This is a genomic window from Rathayibacter sp. CAU 1779, assembly GCF_054551755.1.
The window spans coordinates 1,137,101-1,154,765 of record NZ_JBTOLK010000001.1; the positions used below are offsets into that span (position 1 = coordinate 1,137,101).

The window sequence follows — 17,665 nt, forward strand, 5'->3', positions numbered from 1 at the left end:
TGTCCGATGCGCCCTAGCCGAGGTCGGGCAATGCGGCGCGGAGGTCGTCGAGAGCGGTGCCGACGAGGTCCGTGAACTCACGGCGGTTGTCCGGCACGATCCAGGCGGCGTAAGCGATTCCGAAGGCGAGCATGCCGATGTCCGCCGCCAGAGCCGCCGTGGTGGCAGCGACTCCTCGCGCGCGAAGCGCATCCGCGACGTTCTCGGCGAGGCCCTGCTGCTTGAGGCGATCCCGAGCCTGCAGCTCTGTGCTGGAAGCGATGACGGCACGCAACTGCGGTCCGAACCGGCGTTGCACCGAGGTCATCATGCCGGCGGCGCTTTCCAGACCGGAGCGCACGACGTCGAGGGGTGAGGCGTCCGCGGGCGCCGCAGAGATCCCATCGACCAGAAGGCGGGAGAGAGTCTCCTGGCCGGCCGCGAAGACATCCTTCTTGTCCGGAAAGTAGCGGAAGAAGGTGCTCTTGGTCAGCCCGGCCCGCTCTGCGATGTCGACCACCGTTGTGCCGTCGTATCCGCGTTCGGTGAAGAGCTCAAGGGCGGCGGCGATAAGACGTTCTCGGCCGTCGGGCTCCCATCGTGGCATGTCCTCATTCTACTGATGGGACTTTTGTCCCATCAGTGCTATTGTGATGGGACAAGGGTCGCATCACTTCTCGGAGGAGTTCATCATGCGTGTGTTCGTCACCGGTGCCACCGGCGGAATCGGTTCCGCCGTCGTTCCCGAGCTGCTCACTGCCGGCCATGAGGTGATCGGTCTCGCCCGCTCCGACGTCTCCGAGCAGCGGCTCGTCGGGCTCGGGGCATCTGCTGTACGTGGGGACCTGACGGCCGTCGACGTGCTTCGCGCGACCGCCGAGAACGCGGACGGCGTCATCCACCTCGCCTTCAGCAACGACTTCGCGAACTTCGCACAGGGTGCGGAGGAAGAGCGCATCGCCGTCGAGGCGATCGGCGCAGCCCTCGTCGGCACCGGCAGGCCGCTCGTCGTCGCCTCCGGCACGCCTGCCGTCGCAGGTCGCACTGCGACGGAGGCCGATCCGACGCTGCTGGACGGACCGGTGGCTGGTCGCGGGGGAACCGCCCGGTATGTCGCCGACCTGGTCGATTCCGACGTGCGAAGCGTGTTCGTCCGACTCCCGCGCTCGGTGCACCAGGCTGGAATCGCATATGGATTCGCCTCCATGCTCATCGACGCAGCGCAGCGCACGGGCGTCTCCGGCTACGTCGGCGACGGCAGCCAACGCTGGCCGGCCGTGCACCGCCTCGATGCAGCACGCCTCTTCCGAGTCGGGCTCGAGGATGCCGTGCCCGGCGCCGTGCTGCACGCCGTCGCGGACGAGGGCGACACGATGCGCTCGATCGCGGAGGTCATCGGAGGCAGACTCGACGCGCCCGTCGAGCAGGTTCCGACGGAGAGCTTCGGGTTCCTCGGCACGATCTTCGGAGTCGACCAGCCAGCGAGCAGCGCGCTCACCCGCGAGCGCTACGGATGGCGTCCCAGCCATCCGAGTCTGCTCGAGGATCTGGCGACAGGTGCGTATCCGGAGCCCCGACACCCAGCCGCCTGAGCGTCGGCCGATGCGAGGCTTGTGCCTTGCTCCGTGCTTGCGGGCCTACGCTCGAAGCATGCCGATTCCCGAATTCATCGTCGCTCTGCGCGACAAGGTCGGCACGATGCCGCTGTGGTTGAGCGGCACGACCGCGGTCATCCTGCGAGGGGATGAGGGAGCGGAAGAGGTGCTGCTCGTGCGTCGAGCGGACACCGGCGCGTGGACGCCGGTCACCGGGATCGTCGATCCCGGTGAGAACCCGGCGGCTGCCGCTTGCCGCGAAGCGCTGGAAGAGGCGAGCGTGGTCGTTGACCCTGAACGACTGGTGTGGGTCGCCGTCACCGACCCGATCGAGTACGCGAACGGGGATCGGGCGCAGTACCTCGACACCGTATTCCGCTGCCGGTATGTGTCGGGAGAAGCGGCCGTCGGAGACGACGAGAACACGGACGTGCGCTGGTATGCGCTGGATGCGCTGCCGGAGATGGCGCCGCGGTTCGTGCGGTCGATCGAACTCGCCGTCGCGAACGCACCGGAGGCTGTGTTCCAGAGCTGAGGTCGGCCCGGGCGGATGGGACAGTTCCGCACCCCGCTCAGTAGCTGCGGCCCACGATCGCGAAGAGCTCCTCTGCGGTGTCGGCGTTCGGCAGCCCGCCGTCGGCGGTCTGCAGGCAGCGGACGGTGATGGCGTTCGCCGCGAGCTCGTCTTCGCCGCTCTCTCCGAGCGTCGCGTAGGGAATCCGCGCGAAGCCCGTGGCCGCAGCAGCGATCGCATCCGTCACCGTTTCCACATCGGCGGTGTTGTCCTCGAGTCGCTGGGCGGCTTGAGCGAACAGCTCGGCCTGCATGGCGTCGAGGAGCGCCGGAACGGATGTGTTCAGTCGATCGAGTGGCAGCGTCGTCTTCCCCGGTGTGTCGCGGCGCGCGATCGTGGCCTGCTGTGCGTCCAGGTCGCGGGGACCGACTTCGATACGCACGGGAACGCCCTTGAGCTCCCACTCGACGATGCGACGGCCGAAACCGGGGGTGCTGCGTGCGTCGAGACGCACCCGAACGCCGGCATCCGTGAGCTCATCGGCGATGGCGGATGCCGCAGCCACGGTGCGCTCGTCGTCCTTCACGGCGACGACGACCGCCTGGATCGGCGCGATGCGCGGAGGCACCCGCAGTCCGGCCTGGTCGCCGTGCGACATGATCAGGCCGCCCATCATGCGTGTGCTCGACCCCCATGAGGTCGTCCAGCACGTCTGCACCGTGCCTGCGGCATCCGTGTATCCGATGTCGAAGGCGCGGGCGAAGTTCTGGCCCAGCTCGTGGCTGGTTGCCATCTGCAGGGCTTTGCCGTCGCCCATCATCGCCTCGCAGGTCATGGTGTTGATCGCCCCTGCGAAGCGCTCGCGCGGACTCTTCACCCCGACGAGCACGGGAATCGCGAGTGTGTCCTGCAGGAAGTCGCGGTACACCTCGAGATGGATGCGGCGCGCGTACGCAGCAGCATCCTCGGCGGTCGCGTGGGCGGTGTGCCCCTCCTGCCAGAGGAACTCGGTGGTGCGCAGGAACAGGCGAGGGCGCAACTCCCAGCGCACGACGTTCGACCACTGGTTCAGCAGCATCGGCAGATCACGGTGGGACTGCACCCACTTGGCCATCAGCTCGCCGAACACCGTCTCGCTCGTCGGCCGCACGACGACCGGCTCGGTCAGTTCCTTGCCGCCGGCGTGCGTGACGACGGCGAGTTCCGGACTGAAGCCTTCGACGTGCTCGGCCTCGCGCTCGAGATACGACTGCGGGATGAACAGCGGCAGGTACACGTTCTCGGCGCCCGTGCGCTTGATGCGCGCGTCGACATCGGCCTGCATCCGCTCCCAGATCGAGTAGGCATACGGTCGGATGACCATGGTGCCGCGCACCGGTCCGTTGTCGGCGAGCTGTGCCTTCTCCAGCACATCCTGATACCAACGAGGGAAGTCATCACGCACCGACGCCAGAACGCCGGGATTGCCGTTGTGAGCCACGCCTCCACGATAGGGGGAACCCAGCGGCTCCCGCGTTGTGCACCTTCGGGAGCGGAGCCGTGCACCTTCGGCTCCGGGGTTGTGCACTTTCGGGTTCGGGTTTGTGCACCCTGGGGTCTGGGGTGCGCACTTTGGGGTCTCGGGTTGTGCACGTCCGGGAGATGAACACGCATTCCGCTCGTCGCGTCAGTCGCTCGCGAGGTCCTTCGCGAAGCAGACGCTCGAGGGGGATCCGACGTAGTGGCCGAACTGCGGGATCGGAACGTATCCGTGCCGACGGTACAGGGCGAGGGCCGCGTCGTGCCGGGGCCCGGTCTCGAGCACCAGCCGGGAGAGCCCCAGCGCCCGTGCGTCGTCTTCGATGCGAGACAGGATGCGTGAGGCGAGCCCGAGGCGGCGGGCATCCGGATGCACGAACATCCGCTTCAGCTCTCCCTCGTCGTGCCGTGCGACGAGGGCGCCCATCGCCAGCGCAGCACCGGCTTCGCCGCGTGCGACGTACACGTGCACCCCAGGCTCGTCGAGCTCGGCGGGCGTGAGCAGGAAGCACTCTTCGGGCGGATACAGCGAGAGCGAGTACTCGGTGCCGAGCCGCAGCAGCTCCCCGATGCCGTCGGCGTAGGGCGACTCGAGGCCGATGGTGATGGGCGAGGCGCTAGCGGACATGGCGTTCATGCTAGGTCGGGCATGTGTCGTGCGCGTTTCGCGTCGGGGTGGGTGATGCGCACGGCCCGGCGCTCGGGCGCTTCGAGCACCCGGGCGCGACGAATGTGCTGGTCACCCGAGGTATCGGTGCAGGAACGCGGCGATTGCGGCACGGCTGGAGGCGTCCAGCTCGGCGATCGAGTGCCGGTTGCCCGGAACGACCCGCACCGTCGCCGGTACGCCGGCACGCTGGAGGGCTGCCGCGAACGCCTGACCCTGCTCGTGCGGCACGAAGTCGTTCTCCGAGCCCTGGATGAATGCCGGCGGATCGCTCGAGTCGACGTGTGTGATCGCGGACGCGGCGGATGCCTGCTGGCAGTTCACGAACGATGCGCAGCCGAGATAGGCGAGCTCGAGCGACTGCAGGCCGGCTCCAGGATGTCCGAGGGACTGGCCGCGAGCGGTGAGGTCGACCGGACCGGAGAGGTCGACGAGGGCGGCGACGCGCGTGCCGCGATCCGTCGGGCCCGATCCCTCCGTGGCGAGCAGCGACGCCAGGCTGCCGCCGGCCGAACCGCCGACGAGGCCGATGCGGGCCGGGTCGAAACCGTACGTGACCGCTGTCACCGGAACCCGCATCCAGGCGATCGCCTTGCGCAGTTCGTCGGGCGCCACTGGGAAGCGACCCTGTTCGCCGAGCGTGTAGTCCGCCGAGAACGTGACGAATCCTTCTGCGGCGAGCCACTCGCACACCGCGTGGTATGCGGTCGTGCCCTTGTCACCGCGAGCCCATCCGCCGCCGTGGATGAGGAGGATGGCCGGACGATCCGTTCCCCTGGTCACGGGCGAGCAGACGTCCAGGTCGAGCGCCGTGCCGTCGGGTGCCGACGCGTACCGCACGTTGCGGGTCGTGCGGATGCCGCCGGGCGCGACGAACGAGCCGATGCCCGAAGTGCGTGACGCCACGGCGTCCCGCGCGGTTCCGGCGTCCGCCTGAGCCGCCGTCGTGGCGCGCACGGATGAGCTGTGGGCACGCGGCGCGGAGAGCGCGACACCCGCGACGACCAGTGCAGCGGAGGCAGCGACGGCGATCGGGATGATCCAGCGGCGTCGACGCGGATTCAGGCGGCGATCAGCACGTGGTGCTCGGGGCACGGGTGACTCGGTTCTCGGCGGGCGGCTGCGTTCGCGTTGCGCGGGAAGAGCGAGTGGTGCGGACGGTGAGGCTGCGGTAGACGGGTAGGACTGCACGGCGTCAATCACTGCAGTGCGTGATTACTGCACTGAGGGTAAGCCACGTTCGCCGTGAGGAAGCACTGCATCCGAGAATGGGACGGTGACGGCAGCCTCGCAGGGACCACGAGCCTTCGTTCGGGCCGGGAGCATCGCATCGCGGGTGTCGACGCTCGAGCTGCTGTTCGACCTGGTCTTCGTCTACACGGTGAGCCAGGTGGCGGAGGCCATCGTGGAGCATCCGACGGTCGTCGTCGCCGTGCAGGCCGCGATCACGGTCGGGGTCGTGTGGTGGATGTACGACGCCTACTCCTGGCTGACGAACCAGGCGGCAGAGCAGACTCTGCTGAGTCGATTGCTCCTCATCGCGGCGATGGCGGCGTTCCTCGTGATGTCGCTGGCGATCGGGGATGCCTGGGGCGAGCTCGGAGTGGTCTTCGGGGTCTGCTACGCGGTGGTCGTCGTGATCCACGCCGGGCTCTTCATCGGGCGGGGCGGGGCGAGCGCGGTGCGCACGATGCTCCGGATCGGGCCGCTGAATCTGCTGGCCGCGCTGAGCCTCATCGCGTCGGGTTTCGTCGATGGCCCGCTCGACTGGGTGTTCTTCCTCGTGCCGTTCGCGCTCTTCGCCGTGTCCGCCGTCATCGCGCGACACTTCGGATTCGCACTGGGCGCCGAGCACTTCGTCGAGCGGCACGGCGCCGTGATGATCATCGTGTTCGGCGAATCGATCGTCTCGGTCGGAGCGGGCCTGGTGCGGCATGAACTCGGTGCCGCCATCGTGGGCGCGATCACGACGGTCGCCGTCGTGGCATCCCTGTGGTGGTGCTACTTCACGGGTGACGACGAGAGGGCAGTGAGCGTGATGGCGGATGCCTCGCCACAGCGTCGAGCCGCCATCGGGGTCATCGCCTACTACGTCGACCACCTGGTGATGATCGTGGGGCTCATCTACCTGGCATCCGGTCTGCACGGTGCGCTCGTGGATGCCTTCGCCGTCGCACCGGTTCCGTTCACGTGGTTCATCGCAGCAGGCGTCGCGTTGTTCTTCGCTGGCGATGTCGCGTACCGGCTCACGCTCGGACTCGGACACGTCGCATGGCGTGTCGGCGCGGCCGTGCTCGTGCTCGCGACCGGATTCCTCGGACTCGCGGCGCCGGTCATCGTGCAGCTGGGAGCGGTCGTGCTGATCGTTGTGTTGGCGCTCGTGGCGGAGCGGATGCCCAGGCACGCGTGACGCGGTCCCGCTGGGTCGCACTGCCAGCGGGCTGCCAGGCGTGGGTCCTGTAGACTTGTGCGGTCGGCTCTGGACACCGCGCGAAAAGCGCGGATGGGTTTGTAAGTCTGTTGGGCCGGTTCCGCCGGGTGCGATCTGCACCCCTTGCGTCGATGTACGCCGTGGCGGATGGCCCTGTATGGTAACGGTCCTCAAGAAGGCGGCGTTCGTCGCTGCCTGCCCGAGGTTCTGCAAGGACGCGACGACTTGTCGCGGGTTCTGCCCCTGCACACTCGAGATCAACCCAGAAGAATCCTCATGCCCACGAACAAGAAACCTGCGGGTCGACCGAACTTCGACCCCAGCTACGCCAAGAAGTCCGGCGGTAGCAAGCCGTACGGCGCGAAGTCCGGATCCAAGCCAGGCAGCCGCAGCGCCGGCCACCGCGGATACCGTCCGGAAGACGCGGATGCCACCAAGAAGCGCCGCTGGACCGCCGACGACCGCGCCGCCCGCGGCCACGCTCCCGAGCGTCCGCGCGGTGCACGCGATGACGCCCGGGGCCGCGACGAGTCCCGCGACCGCGACGACGCGCGGTACTCGCGCTCGAACCGCGGCGCAGAGGGCGGATACCGTGGTGCACGCGACGAGCGGCCGTCGCGCGATGACCGCAGCGCGCGTTTCGACCGCGGAGGTCGTGACGACCGCCGTTCCTCTGGCGATGACCGCCCCCGCCGTGGCAATGACGAGCGTCCCACACGCCGCTTCGACAACGATCGTCCGCGCCGCCTCGACAACGATCGTCCGCGTTTCGGTGATGAGCGTGCGACTCGTCGTTTCGGTGACGATCGTCCGCGTCGTCAGAACGACGACGGTCCTGTACGCCGATTCGACGGGGATCGTCCGCGTCGTTCCAACGACGAGCAGCCGCGTCGTCGGTTCGATACCTCGACAGGCTCGGCACAGCGTAGCGATCGCCCGGCTCGCAGCTTCGACGACCGCCCGCGTCGCAATGATGACGACCGGCCCCGTCGCCGGTTCGAGGACGACCGTCCTGCCCGTCGTTTCGACGACGACCGTCCGCGTCGCTCCTTCGATGGTGACCGTCCGCGTCGTTCGTACGACGACCGACCCGCGCGTCGTTTCGACGACGACCGTCCGCGTCGCTCCTTCGACGACCGTCGCTCCGACGCCCCGCGCGAGCGCCGCGACTCCGACTTCTATCCGAAGCGCGACGAGCAGCATGCGTTCACACCGAACGACGACGTCGTGCTCGAGCGGCTCCAGGCAGAGGCGATCGAGGCATCCGATGTCGACGGCGTGACCTTCGGCGACCTCGGACTCGGCGGCAACATCGTGCGCGCGCTCGAGGAGCTCGGTGCATCGAGCCCGTTCCCGATCCAGGCCGCGACGATCCCCGACGTGCTCTCCGGACGCGACGTGCTCGGCCGCGGCCGCACCGGATCCGGCAAGACCATCGCGTTCGGCGCACCGCTCGTCGAGCGCCTCATGCAACTCTGGGCCGAGTCCGGCCGTGCGAACGGCAAGCGCACCATGGGACGTGCACCCCGTGCGCTGATCATGGCCCCGACGCGTGAACTCGCCCTGCAGATCGACCGCACCGTGCAGCCGATCGCCCGCAGCGTCGGTCTCTTCACCACGCAGATCTACGGCGGCGTGCCCCAGGCCCGTCAGGTCGGTGCCCTGCGTCGCGGCGTCGACATCGTGATCGGCACGCCCGGCCGCATCGAGGATCTGATCAACCAGGGCCACCTCGACCTCAGCGAGGTCGCGATCACGGTGCTGGACGAGGCCGACCACATGTGCGACCTGGGCTTCCTCGAGCCGGTGCAGCGCATCCTGCGCCAGACCGCCGACGGCGGCCAGAAGCTGCTGTTCTCGGCCACGCTCGACACGGGCGTCGCCAACCTCGTCGACGAGTTCCTCGTCGAGCCGGCCGTGCACGAGGTCGCCGGTGAGGACCAGGCGTCCGGCACGATCGACCACCGCGTGTTCGTCATCGAGCACCGCGAGAAGGGCGCGATCGTCGAGCAGCTCGCGGATCGCGACGGCAAGACGCTCATCTTCGCCCGCACGCGTGCGTTCGCCGAACAGCTCGCTGAGCAGCTCGACGACGCGGGCATCCCTGCCGTGTCGCTGCACGGCGACCTGAGCCAGTCCCGCCGCCAGCGCAACCTCGACAAGCTGTCGAACGGTCGCGTGTCGGTGCTCGTGGCGACGGATGTCGCGGCGCGCGGCATCCACGTCGACGACATCGACCTCGTGATCCAGGCCGACGCGCCCGACGAGTACAAGACGTACCTGCACCGCTCCGGCCGCACCGGTCGCGCCGGCAAGAAGGGGACCGTTGTGACGCTCATCCCGCGTCAGCGCCGCCGCCGGATGACGGAGCTCCTCGGCCGCGCCGAGATCCAGGCGGAGTTCGACGAGGTCGCGGCGGGCGACGTGCGCATCAGCGACGTCATCGCGGCGGTCGAGGAGACGGTCGCCTAGGCGGTCTCGACACTCACTGCGTCAGCGCCCCGTCTCCCGGACCGAGGAGGCGGGGCGCTTCGTCGTCTCGTGCGCCCGGCAGAGGCATCCGCTGATCGTCGTCTCGGCGCTCGCCGCCAAGTTGTCGCCCGGCCCGCACCGTTTACGGGTGCGACGAATGATCGGAACTGCAGAAGTGGCTCCATGGGCTGTGCTGTGGAGCCATTTCTGCAGTCCGTACGGGGTGGGCGGGAGACGGATGCCCGCCGCCCCGTGAGCGTGGCGCCGTGAGGGAGTGCATCACGGGGCGTTTGGAGGCGCCCGGATGCACGCTCAACCCAGCAGCCGGTAGACCCGACCCCACTCGATCTCGTACTCGACGGGATCGACCGTTCCCTCCTCTGCACGGCGATCGAGGTCGTCGAGCACTCCGATGGCGCGGCGGATGAGGTTCGTGCGCCCGTCCGCGCACCACGGTCGCGCGTCCCGCACCTCCGTCACCACGACACGGTGGACGAGCATGCGGATGCGACGGCTGGGAACCAGCGCGGCGGCGAGGCCGATCCCGTACAGGGTGAAGACGACGGGCGTCAGAATCGTGGACGGGACGAGGTCGCCGAGGCACATGAACGCGCTGATGCCGGCGACGGCACCCGCCGACGGCCAGGTGCGAGCGAACCACAGCAGCATCCGCTCTCGGTCGTTCGTGCCGGGCGGGTAGACGACGAGCACGTGCTGCACCACGGTGCCGCTGCGGTCGAGCACACGGGTCTCGAATCGACCCCACGGATGCCGGCCGGCCACGATCCTTCGCAGCCGCGTTGCAGCGGTGCGGTGCACAACATCATGGCCGGTGGTAGTCATGGATCCACTGTGGGTCGACAGAACGGCCGTCGGTGCTCTCCTCACGAGATCGAGACGGTCCGGATGCCGACCCTGACGTCTTGCTAACGGCTTTCGGGCGCCTTGCTAAGTGCCGACCGTGAGCATCCTCGTCAGCTCGTCGACGAGGGCGTCGTCCGGATCGTCTCCCGTGGCCAGCACGCGATACCAGATGACACCGAAGACCACGTCGGCGAGGGTTCCGGGGCGGATGCCATCGGGGAAGTCACCGCGCGCCTCGGCTCGGTCGACGATCACCGCGAGCGCGTCGCGCCTGCGGAGCAGGAACTGCTCCCGGAAATCGGTCCCGAAGGCCGGATCCACCTGCGCCTGCCCCATCAGCGCGGCGAGCAGCTCGCGCACTCCCGACGTGCGGCCGATCTCGAAGGACTGCGTGAGGAAGGCGCGCAGGTCGAGCTCGAAGCTGCCCCGATCCTGGGTGGAGACGAGGAGTTCCGCGTTCACGGCGACAGCCTCCATCAGCACATGCGCCTTCGACGGCCACCAACGGTAGATCGTCTGCTTGCCGACCCCGGCCTCCGCCGCGATCCCCTCGATGGTGAGCGACTGCAGCCCCGACCTCTCGAACTGCGAGAACGCAGCCCGCAGGATGGCGCTCCTGCTCTGCTCGCTGCGCTTGCGTCCGGCCTTCGATGGCGTTCCGTCTCCGGCCGGACCGGACGTCTCCTCGGAAGCCTTCACGTGATCCACGATGCCATGCTAGTCTGCATTTCGAGACGCAACGGTTCGAAATAGGAGAAGTCATGACATCCACATCCCTCGTCATCGGCGGCACGTCCGGTATCGGGCTTGCGACGGCGATCCGCCTCGCCGCGGCCGGAGACAACGTGCACATCGCCGGACGACGCGCAGATCGGTTGGCCGCGGTCGCTGCGGAGCATCCGGAACTCATCGGCCACTCCGTCGACGCGGGCGACCGTGGAGCCCTCGACGCGCTCTTCGCCGAGATCGGCACCCTCGATCGGCTGGTCGTGACGGTGGCGAGCAGTGCGGGAATGGGCCCGATCGCCGGCCTGGAACTGAAGGCCCTTCGTGAGGCCTTCGACGCGAAGTACTGGCCGACGGTCACGAGCATCCAGGCGGCCATACCGCACCTGAAGGCCGACGGATCCATCACGCTCATCGGCGCCATCACCGGCCGCATGGGCATGAGTGAGACCGCGGGCATCGGATCGCTGAACGCGGCCGTCGAGGGGCTCGTGCAGCCGCTTGCCACCGAGCTCGCGCCGATCCGCGTCAACGCCGTGAGCCCCGGCGGTGTGGACACGCCGTGGTGGGACTTCGTCCCAGCGGATGTGCGTCAGCAGCTCTTCGCGCAGACGGCCGCGACACTTCCCGTGCGTCATGTGGCCACGGCCGACGAGATCGCTGAGGCTGTCGTGTTCGCCGCCACCAGCCGCAATGTGACCGGCACCGTGATCGAGACGGATGGCGGCGCGCACCTCGGATCCGTCGCCGCCTGACCGACGCATCCCGCCCTGGCCGGATCCCGGCTCCGTGCGGCACGGACGACCGTTCGGCGCCCAGCTCTCGCGGCGCGCTGAACGGCCGTCCGGGCGGGAGCCGGGCGGCGGCCGGGCGGCCAGGGCCGGCTCAGTTCCCCCAGAATGGTCCGACGAGCCCCACGCTCCTGAAGTACTCAGCCGCTTGGACGGGCTCGCGCCGTCGGTATCCGCGAGTCAGCCGTCCCGTGTACCAGTCGGAGGCGAGCCTCCACAGCGTCTCGAGGCTGAACACGGCGCCCATCTGGTGGTGCGTGCGTTCCAGCCAGGCGTCGACGCAGTCCGTGCTGCAGAAGATGCTCTGGTTCTCGCAGGCGTGGATCACGTCGTCCCACACGTGTGCCATCGGCACGAGGAAGTGCGCCACCTGGTCGTCCGCCGGCGGCCGGTCGACATCCACGCTCCAGGCGTGCGCGGTGCCGCAGGCCGGACACGTCGTCGCCACCAGCGCCGGCGAGGCGCCCGGCACCAGATGCGGGATGGCGAAGGAATCCCACGCGCATCCGCCCCACCACAGGGTGTGCTCCGACTTCACCGAGAATCCGAAATCGCGGGTGCCGAAAGGGTGCGCGAGTTCGATGTCTCCCCGCTCGTCGAGAACGAGGTGCCGATCATCCGCGAGCGCACGGAATGCGGCGGCCGCCTCGGCATCGTCGATTCCGAGCTCCAGGGCCACCTGCGTGCTGCTCGCGACCCTGCCTTCGTCGACGAGCTGCCCGTAAAGACGAAGCCGGAGCGTTTCGAGATCGACCATCACCCCAGCATCGCAGCCGCCGACCGACCGTGCAGCGGTGTGCCGAGAGGCGTCCTACGCCGACGGGGTCGCATCCGGTCGGGTGCCGAGCAGTTCCGCAACCCGCACGCGCACATCGGGCGCTGGGACACCTGACGCCAGTCGGTCGATGATCTCGTCCATGATCATCGCCACCGTGCCTGGCATGTCGACCGCGTCGGGGTCGAGCAGCCACTGCACCTGCAGACCGTCCATCACGGCGATGAGAGCGCTCGCCGCATCCATGACGGCCTTGTCCGTCGGTCCGTCGCCCACCACGTCGCGGATGACGCCGGCGAGCTTCTCGCGCAGCCCCGTCATGCGTCCGCGGAAGTAGCCCTGGGCTGGATGCCCGTCGGTCACGGATTCCGCTGACAGCACGGCGTACGTCTGCACCACGCCGCGCCGATGGGTGTTCTCCTCGACGGTGCCGAGCAGATGGGGGAGGAACGCCGGCCCCGTCACCTGCGGTCGCCCGGCGACCCCGTCGACGGCCTCGCCGTCGCGGTAGCGGAGCACGGCGACCAGGAGGCCCTCCTTGCTGCCGAAGTGATGCAGCACGCCCGCGTGGGTCATGCCCGCCTGCTGGGCAACCTCGACGAGCGCGCCCTTGTTGTAGCCGTGCGCCCCGAACACGCTCATCGCCGCCTTCAGGACGGCTTCGCGGCGCTCCAGGGTGCGTGCCTGCTGTTTCGAGAGCGGTTTCTCGGGGGAGTCCGCGGAATCACGGCCCTCGGCGGGCCGCTCGTCGGTGCTCGGCTGTGCTTCGCCCGCGTCTGTGGGGGCTGCTTGGTCGGGCACGGGCGTCTCCTCGGGGAATGGACTCATCGGCAGTTCGATTAGTAGTCGGATTGAACTTAACACCCGACCCTGTGGCGCGTTATTCAAACGTTATCGCCTCAACTTACTTACAAGTCAGTAACTGTGTCACGATGTCCTGCGTCCCCTCAACGACGAGCCATGTTTTGGAGCACAGGCGTGAGTTTCAACCCAGCCCTCCCGACCGAAGTCGACGCAGCAACGCTGCGATCGGTCGTCGCACGGCTGAGCCTTTCCGACAAGGTTCGCCTGCTCACCGGATCCGGTACCTGGACCCTGTACGGCCTCGGCCAGATCGGTCTGCGCGCCATCACCGTCTCCGACGGCCCCATCGGCGTGCGCGGAACGGATGAGGACGACACGCCCTCCGCACAGCTGCCGGCCCCGAGCGCAACGGCCGCCACGTGGGATCGCGACCTGCTCGGCCGGCTCGGCGCATTGATGGCCGACGAGGCCAAGCGCAAGGGTGTCGACGTCGTGCTGGCGCCGATCGTGAACCTGCAGCGCAGCCCGGTCGGCGGCCGCCACTTCGAGTGCCTCGCCGAGGACCCCCTGCTCGCCGGCAGCATGGCCGCGCCGTTCATCGACGCTCTGCAGCAGGCCGGCATCGGCGCGTGCGTCAAGCACTACGTCGGCAACGAGACCGAGACCGACCGCACCGAGTACCACTCCGTGATCGACGAGCGGACGCTGCGCGAGGTGTATCTCGCCCCGTTCGAGGCAGTCATCCGCGAGGTGAAGCCGTGGTCGATCATGGCTGCGTACAACACGGTCGACGTGCTCGGCGAGGATGCACCCGCCACCGCCCACCGCACTCTGCTCACCGACATCCTCAAGGACGAGTGGGGCTACGACGGCGTCGTCGTCAGCGACTGGCTGGCCACGAAGTCCGCGGTGGAGCCCGCGCTCGCCGGGCTCGACCTCGTGATGCCCGGCCCCGGCGGCCCCTGGGACGACGACCTGCTCTCGGCCGTCGAGCGCGGCGAGGTCGCGGAATCCGTCATCGACGACAAGGTGGAGCGCATCCTGCGGCTCGCCCGGCGCGTCGGCGCCCTCGACGAGCCGTTCGAGGTGGCGGAGAACGCAGGCGACCCGGTGCGCCCGCACGACACGAGCATCCCGGAGCCCGATTCGGATGCGGTGCGCACCCTGCTCCGCGAGGCGGCGGCCCGCTCCACCGTTGTTCTCCGCAACGACGGTGAGCTGCTGCCGCTGGATGCCGCATCCGTCGGCAGCATCGCCCTCATCGGCGCGAACGCCGTGACGCCGTTCGTGCAGGGCGGCGGAAGCGCGCACGTGGATGCCGCCGTGCTGGCGGATCCGCTGGAGGCTCTCGTCGAGGCGTTCCCGAACGCATCCGTCACCCGCCATCGCGGTGGGAGCACGCTCGTCGGCGCGCCCGTCGTCGCGGATGCCGCGCTCACTGCACCCGACGGTGTGCGTGGCATCCGCGTCGAGGCCCTGGACGCGCGCGGAGCCGTGATCGAGACCCGCACGCTCGCGTCGGCGCAGGGCTCCGTGTGGCTCACCGACCTGCCGGATGCCGCCGAGACGGTCCGGCTCACCACGGCGATCGCGCTGAGCGCACCGGGTGAGCACCTCATCGAGATCGCGCCGGTCGGCGCGCACACCGTCGTCGTCGACGGCGAGCGGGTGTCGCAGTCCGACGCGATCGTCGGCCCCGAGGTGGTGCTGAACTCCTCGTACGCGAACCCGGACGCCGTCTCGCTGCATCTGCCAGGCGGACCGGATGCCGCGGCCCACCTGGTGATCACGGCCCAGGTCGTCGACGCTCACGCCTTCGGCCGCTTCGCGCGGGTGCACCTGCGGCGCCTCGCCCCCGAGGCGGGGACGGATGCCGAGATCGCGGACGCCGTCGCCGCCGCCGCGAAGGCCGACGTGGCCGTCGTCATCGTCGGCACGAATCCGGAGACGGAGTCCGAGGGTTGGGATCGTCCGACGCTCGACCTTCCGGGTCGTCAGAACGAGCTCGTGCGTCGCGTGGCCGAGGCGAATCCGCGCACCGTGGTCGTCGTGAACGCCGGGGCCCCCGTGCTGCTGCCGTGGCTCGACGACGTCGCAGCCGTCTTGTGGTGGTGGCTGCCCGGCCAGGAGGCGGGCACGTCGCTCGCCGACGTGCTCACCGGCACCACGGAGCCGTCCGGTCGACTGCCGTGGACGCTGCCGGCGCGGGCATCCGACGTTCCGGTGCCGAACGGCATCCCTGTCGACGGACGGATCGTCTACACCGAAGGCGTCGACGTCGGCCACCGCGGCTGGGACCGGCTCGGACGCACCCCAGCCCGCGAGTTCGGATTCGGACTCGGCTACGCCGCGTGGCGGTACGACGCCGTGGCCGTGGCATCCGCTTCCGACGGCGGCCTCGACGTCGACGTCACCCTCACGAACACGAGCGACCGCACCGGTCGCGAGGTCGTGCAGGTCTATCTCGAGCCGATCGGAGCGGATGCAACGCGTCCGCTGCGCTGGCTCGCCGGCTTCGCGACGCTCGACGTCGCGCCTGGTGCGCAGAGCACGGTGCGGATCACCGTGCCGCAGCGCTCCTTCCAGATCTGGGACACCGAGGCTCACGCCTGGAGCACGCCGGAGGGCACCTGCCTGGTGCACGCCGGACGCTCCAGCCGTGACCTGCGGATCTCAGCGACCACCGCACGCCCCGGCACAGGTGCCGACACCGGCGGCGGTGCATAACCCCAACCACCAACCCCTGAACCCCCACCATGCAAGGAGGCATAAGGAAATGAAGATCAAGAAAGGGCTGATCGTCGCCGCTGTGGCGTTCGCTGCCGTCGGGCTCACGCTCTCCGGCTGCTCGAGCAGCTCCGGAACGTCCGGAGGCAGCGGTCACGCACTGACCATCGGCATGCCGAACGGTCCGCAGACGAACAACTCCAACCCGTTCCTCAACACGTCGGCCGCATCGTCGCTCGGCTACCGCTTCGCGATCTACGAGCCGCTCGCCGAGGTCAACGACACCCGTCCGGCGCAGAAGGCGACCCCGTGGCTCGCCAAGTCGTGGAAGTGGAACGAGGACTACACGAAGCTGACACTCACCGCGCGTGACGGCGTGAAGTGGTCGGACGGCAAGCCGTTCACCGCAGCCGACATCGCGTTCTCGCTGAACCTGCGCAAGAAGTACTCGGCGCTGAACACCGAGGGCCTCCCGTACGGCGACATCACCACGAGCGGCGACACCGTCACCGTGACGTTCACGAGCGGCCAGTTCGTCAACCAGATCAAGGCGCTGCAGCTGTTCATCGTGCCGGAGCACATCTGGAAGAACGTCGCCGACCCGACCAAGTTCGCGAACAAGACGCCGGTGGGAACCGGTCCGTACGTGATGAAGAGCTGGACCACCCAGGCCGTCACGCTCGACGCGAACCCGGACTACTGGGGCGGCAAGCTCGCGGCACCTGAGCTGCGCTACACCTCGTACAGCGGCAACGACACCCTCACGACGGCTCTCTCGACGAGCGCCGCCCAGTGGGGCTGGACGTTCATCGCGGACTACGAGAACGTGTACGTCAACAAGGACAAGGCCCACAACCAGGCGTTCTTCCCCGCCGGTCTCGGCATCGACTACCTGGCCCTGAACACCGAGAAGGCCCCGTTCAACGACGTCGCCGTGCGACAGGCGCTGAACACGGTCGTCGACCGTGCCAAGGAGAGCAAGGTCGCCGAGTCGGGCATCTTCCCCGAGCTGACGAACGTGACGGGCATTCCGACCCCGGCCGGCACCTCGTTCATCGCCGACGACTACAAGGACAAGAACTTCAAGGTCGACGTCACGGCCGCGAAGAAGATCCTCACCGACGCCGGCTACACGTACAACGGATCCACGCTGATCGGCAAGGACGGCCAGCCCGTCACGTTCACGCTCACCGACCCGGCGGGCTGGAACGACTACGACTCCGGTCTGACGCTGATCGCGGCATCCGCGAAGTCGATCGGCATCGACGCCAAGGTGGACACCCCCACCGCGGATTCCTGGACCACCGCCCTCAACACGGGCGACTTCCAGGCCGCGCTGCACTGGACCAACGGCGGCGTCACACCGTGGGAGATGTACTCCGACATGTTCGACCCGGCGTACTACGTGCCGGCCGGACAGGCGGCAGTGTGGAACTACGGTCGCTTCCAGAGCGATGAGGCCAAGGCTCAGTTCAAGGCCTACACGGACGCGACGGACGACGCCGGTCGCAAGGCGGCTCTCGACGCCCTGCAGAAGATCTACGTCGAGCAGGTTCCGACCCTGGCGATGGACGCCCGCCCGGCAGGCGCCGAGTTCTCGTCGAAGTACTACTCGGGCTGGCCGTCGGAGAGCAACGCGTACGCCAACCCGCAGCCGACAGCACCGAACGCGGCGCTGATCCTGACAAAGCTCAAGGCCGTCGGCTGACATCGAGCTCCCTGACAGTGCCCCACCGATGGTGAGGCAGGTCCAGGGGTCTCGCGCGGTGGCGAACCCGTCGGCCATGCCCCGACGGGTTCGC

General features: G+C 68.8%; 15 protein-coding genes. 7 read left to right on the plus strand and 8 right to left on the minus strand.

Going from position 1 to position 17,665, the window contains the following annotated elements:
* Nucleotides 1–13: 13 nt before the first annotated feature.
* Entirely contained in the window at nt 14–586 is a 573-nt protein-coding gene (locus ACX9R5_RS05210; RefSeq protein WP_459407937.1) for a TetR/AcrR family transcriptional regulator, read from the minus strand.
* 85 nt (nt 587–671) lie between these two features.
* Here ACX9R5_RS05210 and ACX9R5_RS05215 point away from each other — a divergent pair, with 85 nt between their 5' ends.
* On the plus strand, nt 672–1,571 hold the full coding sequence (locus ACX9R5_RS05215; RefSeq protein ID WP_459407938.1) for an SDR family oxidoreductase: 900 nt from the start codon (nt 672–674) through the stop codon (nt 1,569–1,571).
* A gap of 58 nt (nt 1,572–1,629) precedes the next feature.
* Entirely contained in the window at nt 1,630–2,109 is a 480-nt protein-coding gene (locus tag ACX9R5_RS05220) for an NUDIX hydrolase (protein WP_459407939.1), read from the plus strand.
* Nucleotides 2,110–2,146: 37 nt separating this feature from the next.
* Here ACX9R5_RS05220 and proS read toward each other — a convergent pair whose 3' ends face one another.
* The 3 genes from proS to ACX9R5_RS05235 all read right to left on the minus strand — a co-directional run bounded on the left by proS (nt 2,147) and on the right by ACX9R5_RS05235 (nt 5,368).
* Complete coding sequence (gene proS, locus ACX9R5_RS05225; protein ID WP_459407940.1) at nt 2,147–3,568, minus strand: proline--tRNA ligase; 1,422 nt, start codon at nt 3,566–3,568, stop codon at nt 2,147–2,149.
* Between the two features lie 186 nt (nt 3,569–3,754).
* Nucleotides 3,755–4,234, minus strand: coding sequence for a GNAT family N-acetyltransferase (locus ACX9R5_RS05230; RefSeq protein WP_459407941.1), 480 nt, complete (start codon nt 4,232–4,234; stop codon nt 3,755–3,757).
* A gap of 111 nt (nt 4,235–4,345) precedes the next feature.
* Nucleotides 4,346–5,368 carry an alpha/beta hydrolase gene (locus tag ACX9R5_RS05235; protein WP_459407942.1) on the minus strand — a complete coding sequence of 341 codons (1,023 nt, stop codon included), beginning with the start codon at nt 5,366–5,368 and terminating at the stop codon, nt 4,346–4,348.
* 181 nt (nt 5,369–5,549) lie between these two features.
* On the opposite strand from ACX9R5_RS05235, the gene ACX9R5_RS05240 reads away from it, so the two are divergent.
* A complete protein-coding gene (locus tag ACX9R5_RS05240; protein WP_459407943.1) occupies nt 5,550–6,683 on the plus strand; it encodes a low temperature requirement protein A in 1,134 nt (377 codons plus the stop codon).
* Nucleotides 6,684–6,980: 297 nt separating this feature from the next.
* A complete protein-coding gene (locus ACX9R5_RS05245) occupies nt 6,981–9,176 on the plus strand; it encodes a DEAD/DEAH box helicase (RefSeq protein WP_459407944.1) in 2,196 nt (731 codons plus the stop codon).
* Between the two features lie 312 nt (nt 9,177–9,488).
* On the opposite strand, the gene ACX9R5_RS05250 is transcribed toward ACX9R5_RS05245, so the two are convergent.
* Together ACX9R5_RS05250 and ACX9R5_RS05255 are read right to left on the minus strand one after the other, a co-directional pair.
* Nucleotides 9,489–10,019 carry a DUF6611 family protein gene (locus ACX9R5_RS05250; RefSeq protein ID WP_459407945.1) on the minus strand — a complete coding sequence of 177 codons (531 nt, stop codon included), beginning with the start codon at nt 10,017–10,019 and terminating at the stop codon, nt 9,489–9,491.
* 105 nt (nt 10,020–10,124) lie between these two features.
* Nucleotides 10,125–10,748: a TetR/AcrR family transcriptional regulator gene (locus tag ACX9R5_RS05255; protein WP_459407946.1), complete on the minus strand. Its 624-nt coding sequence runs from the start codon at nt 10,746–10,748 to the stop codon at nt 10,125–10,127.
* Nucleotides 10,749–10,801: 53 nt separating this feature from the next.
* Between ACX9R5_RS05255 and ACX9R5_RS05260 the strand changes: the two genes are divergently transcribed.
* Nucleotides 10,802–11,521: an SDR family oxidoreductase gene (locus tag ACX9R5_RS05260; RefSeq protein ID WP_459407947.1), complete on the plus strand. Its 720-nt coding sequence runs from the start codon at nt 10,802–10,804 to the stop codon at nt 11,519–11,521.
* A 130-nt stretch (nt 11,522–11,651) separates the two neighbouring features.
* Here the strand turns inward: ACX9R5_RS05260 and merB are convergent, their stop codons facing one another.
* Nucleotides 11,652–12,314, minus strand: a complete 663-nt coding sequence (gene merB, locus ACX9R5_RS05265) for an organomercurial lyase (RefSeq protein WP_459407948.1) — start codon at nt 12,312–12,314, stop codon at nt 11,652–11,654.
* 54 nt (nt 12,315–12,368) lie between these two features.
* Nucleotides 12,369–13,133, minus strand: coding sequence for a TetR/AcrR family transcriptional regulator (locus tag ACX9R5_RS05270; protein WP_459407949.1), 765 nt, complete (start codon nt 13,131–13,133; stop codon nt 12,369–12,371).
* A 177-nt stretch (nt 13,134–13,310) separates the two neighbouring features.
* On the opposite strand from ACX9R5_RS05270, the gene ACX9R5_RS05275 reads away from it, so the two are divergent.
* The gene (locus ACX9R5_RS05275; RefSeq protein WP_459407950.1) at nt 13,311–15,863 is read left to right on the plus strand and encodes a beta-glucosidase family protein; all 2,553 of its coding nucleotides are present in this window, start codon (nt 13,311–13,313) and stop codon (nt 15,861–15,863) included.
* A 49-nt stretch (nt 15,864–15,912) separates the two neighbouring features.
* Nucleotides 15,913–17,571, plus strand: a complete 1,659-nt coding sequence (locus ACX9R5_RS05280; protein ID WP_459407951.1) for an ABC transporter substrate-binding protein — start codon at nt 15,913–15,915, stop codon at nt 17,569–17,571.
* Nucleotides 17,572–17,665 lie beyond the last annotated feature (94 nt).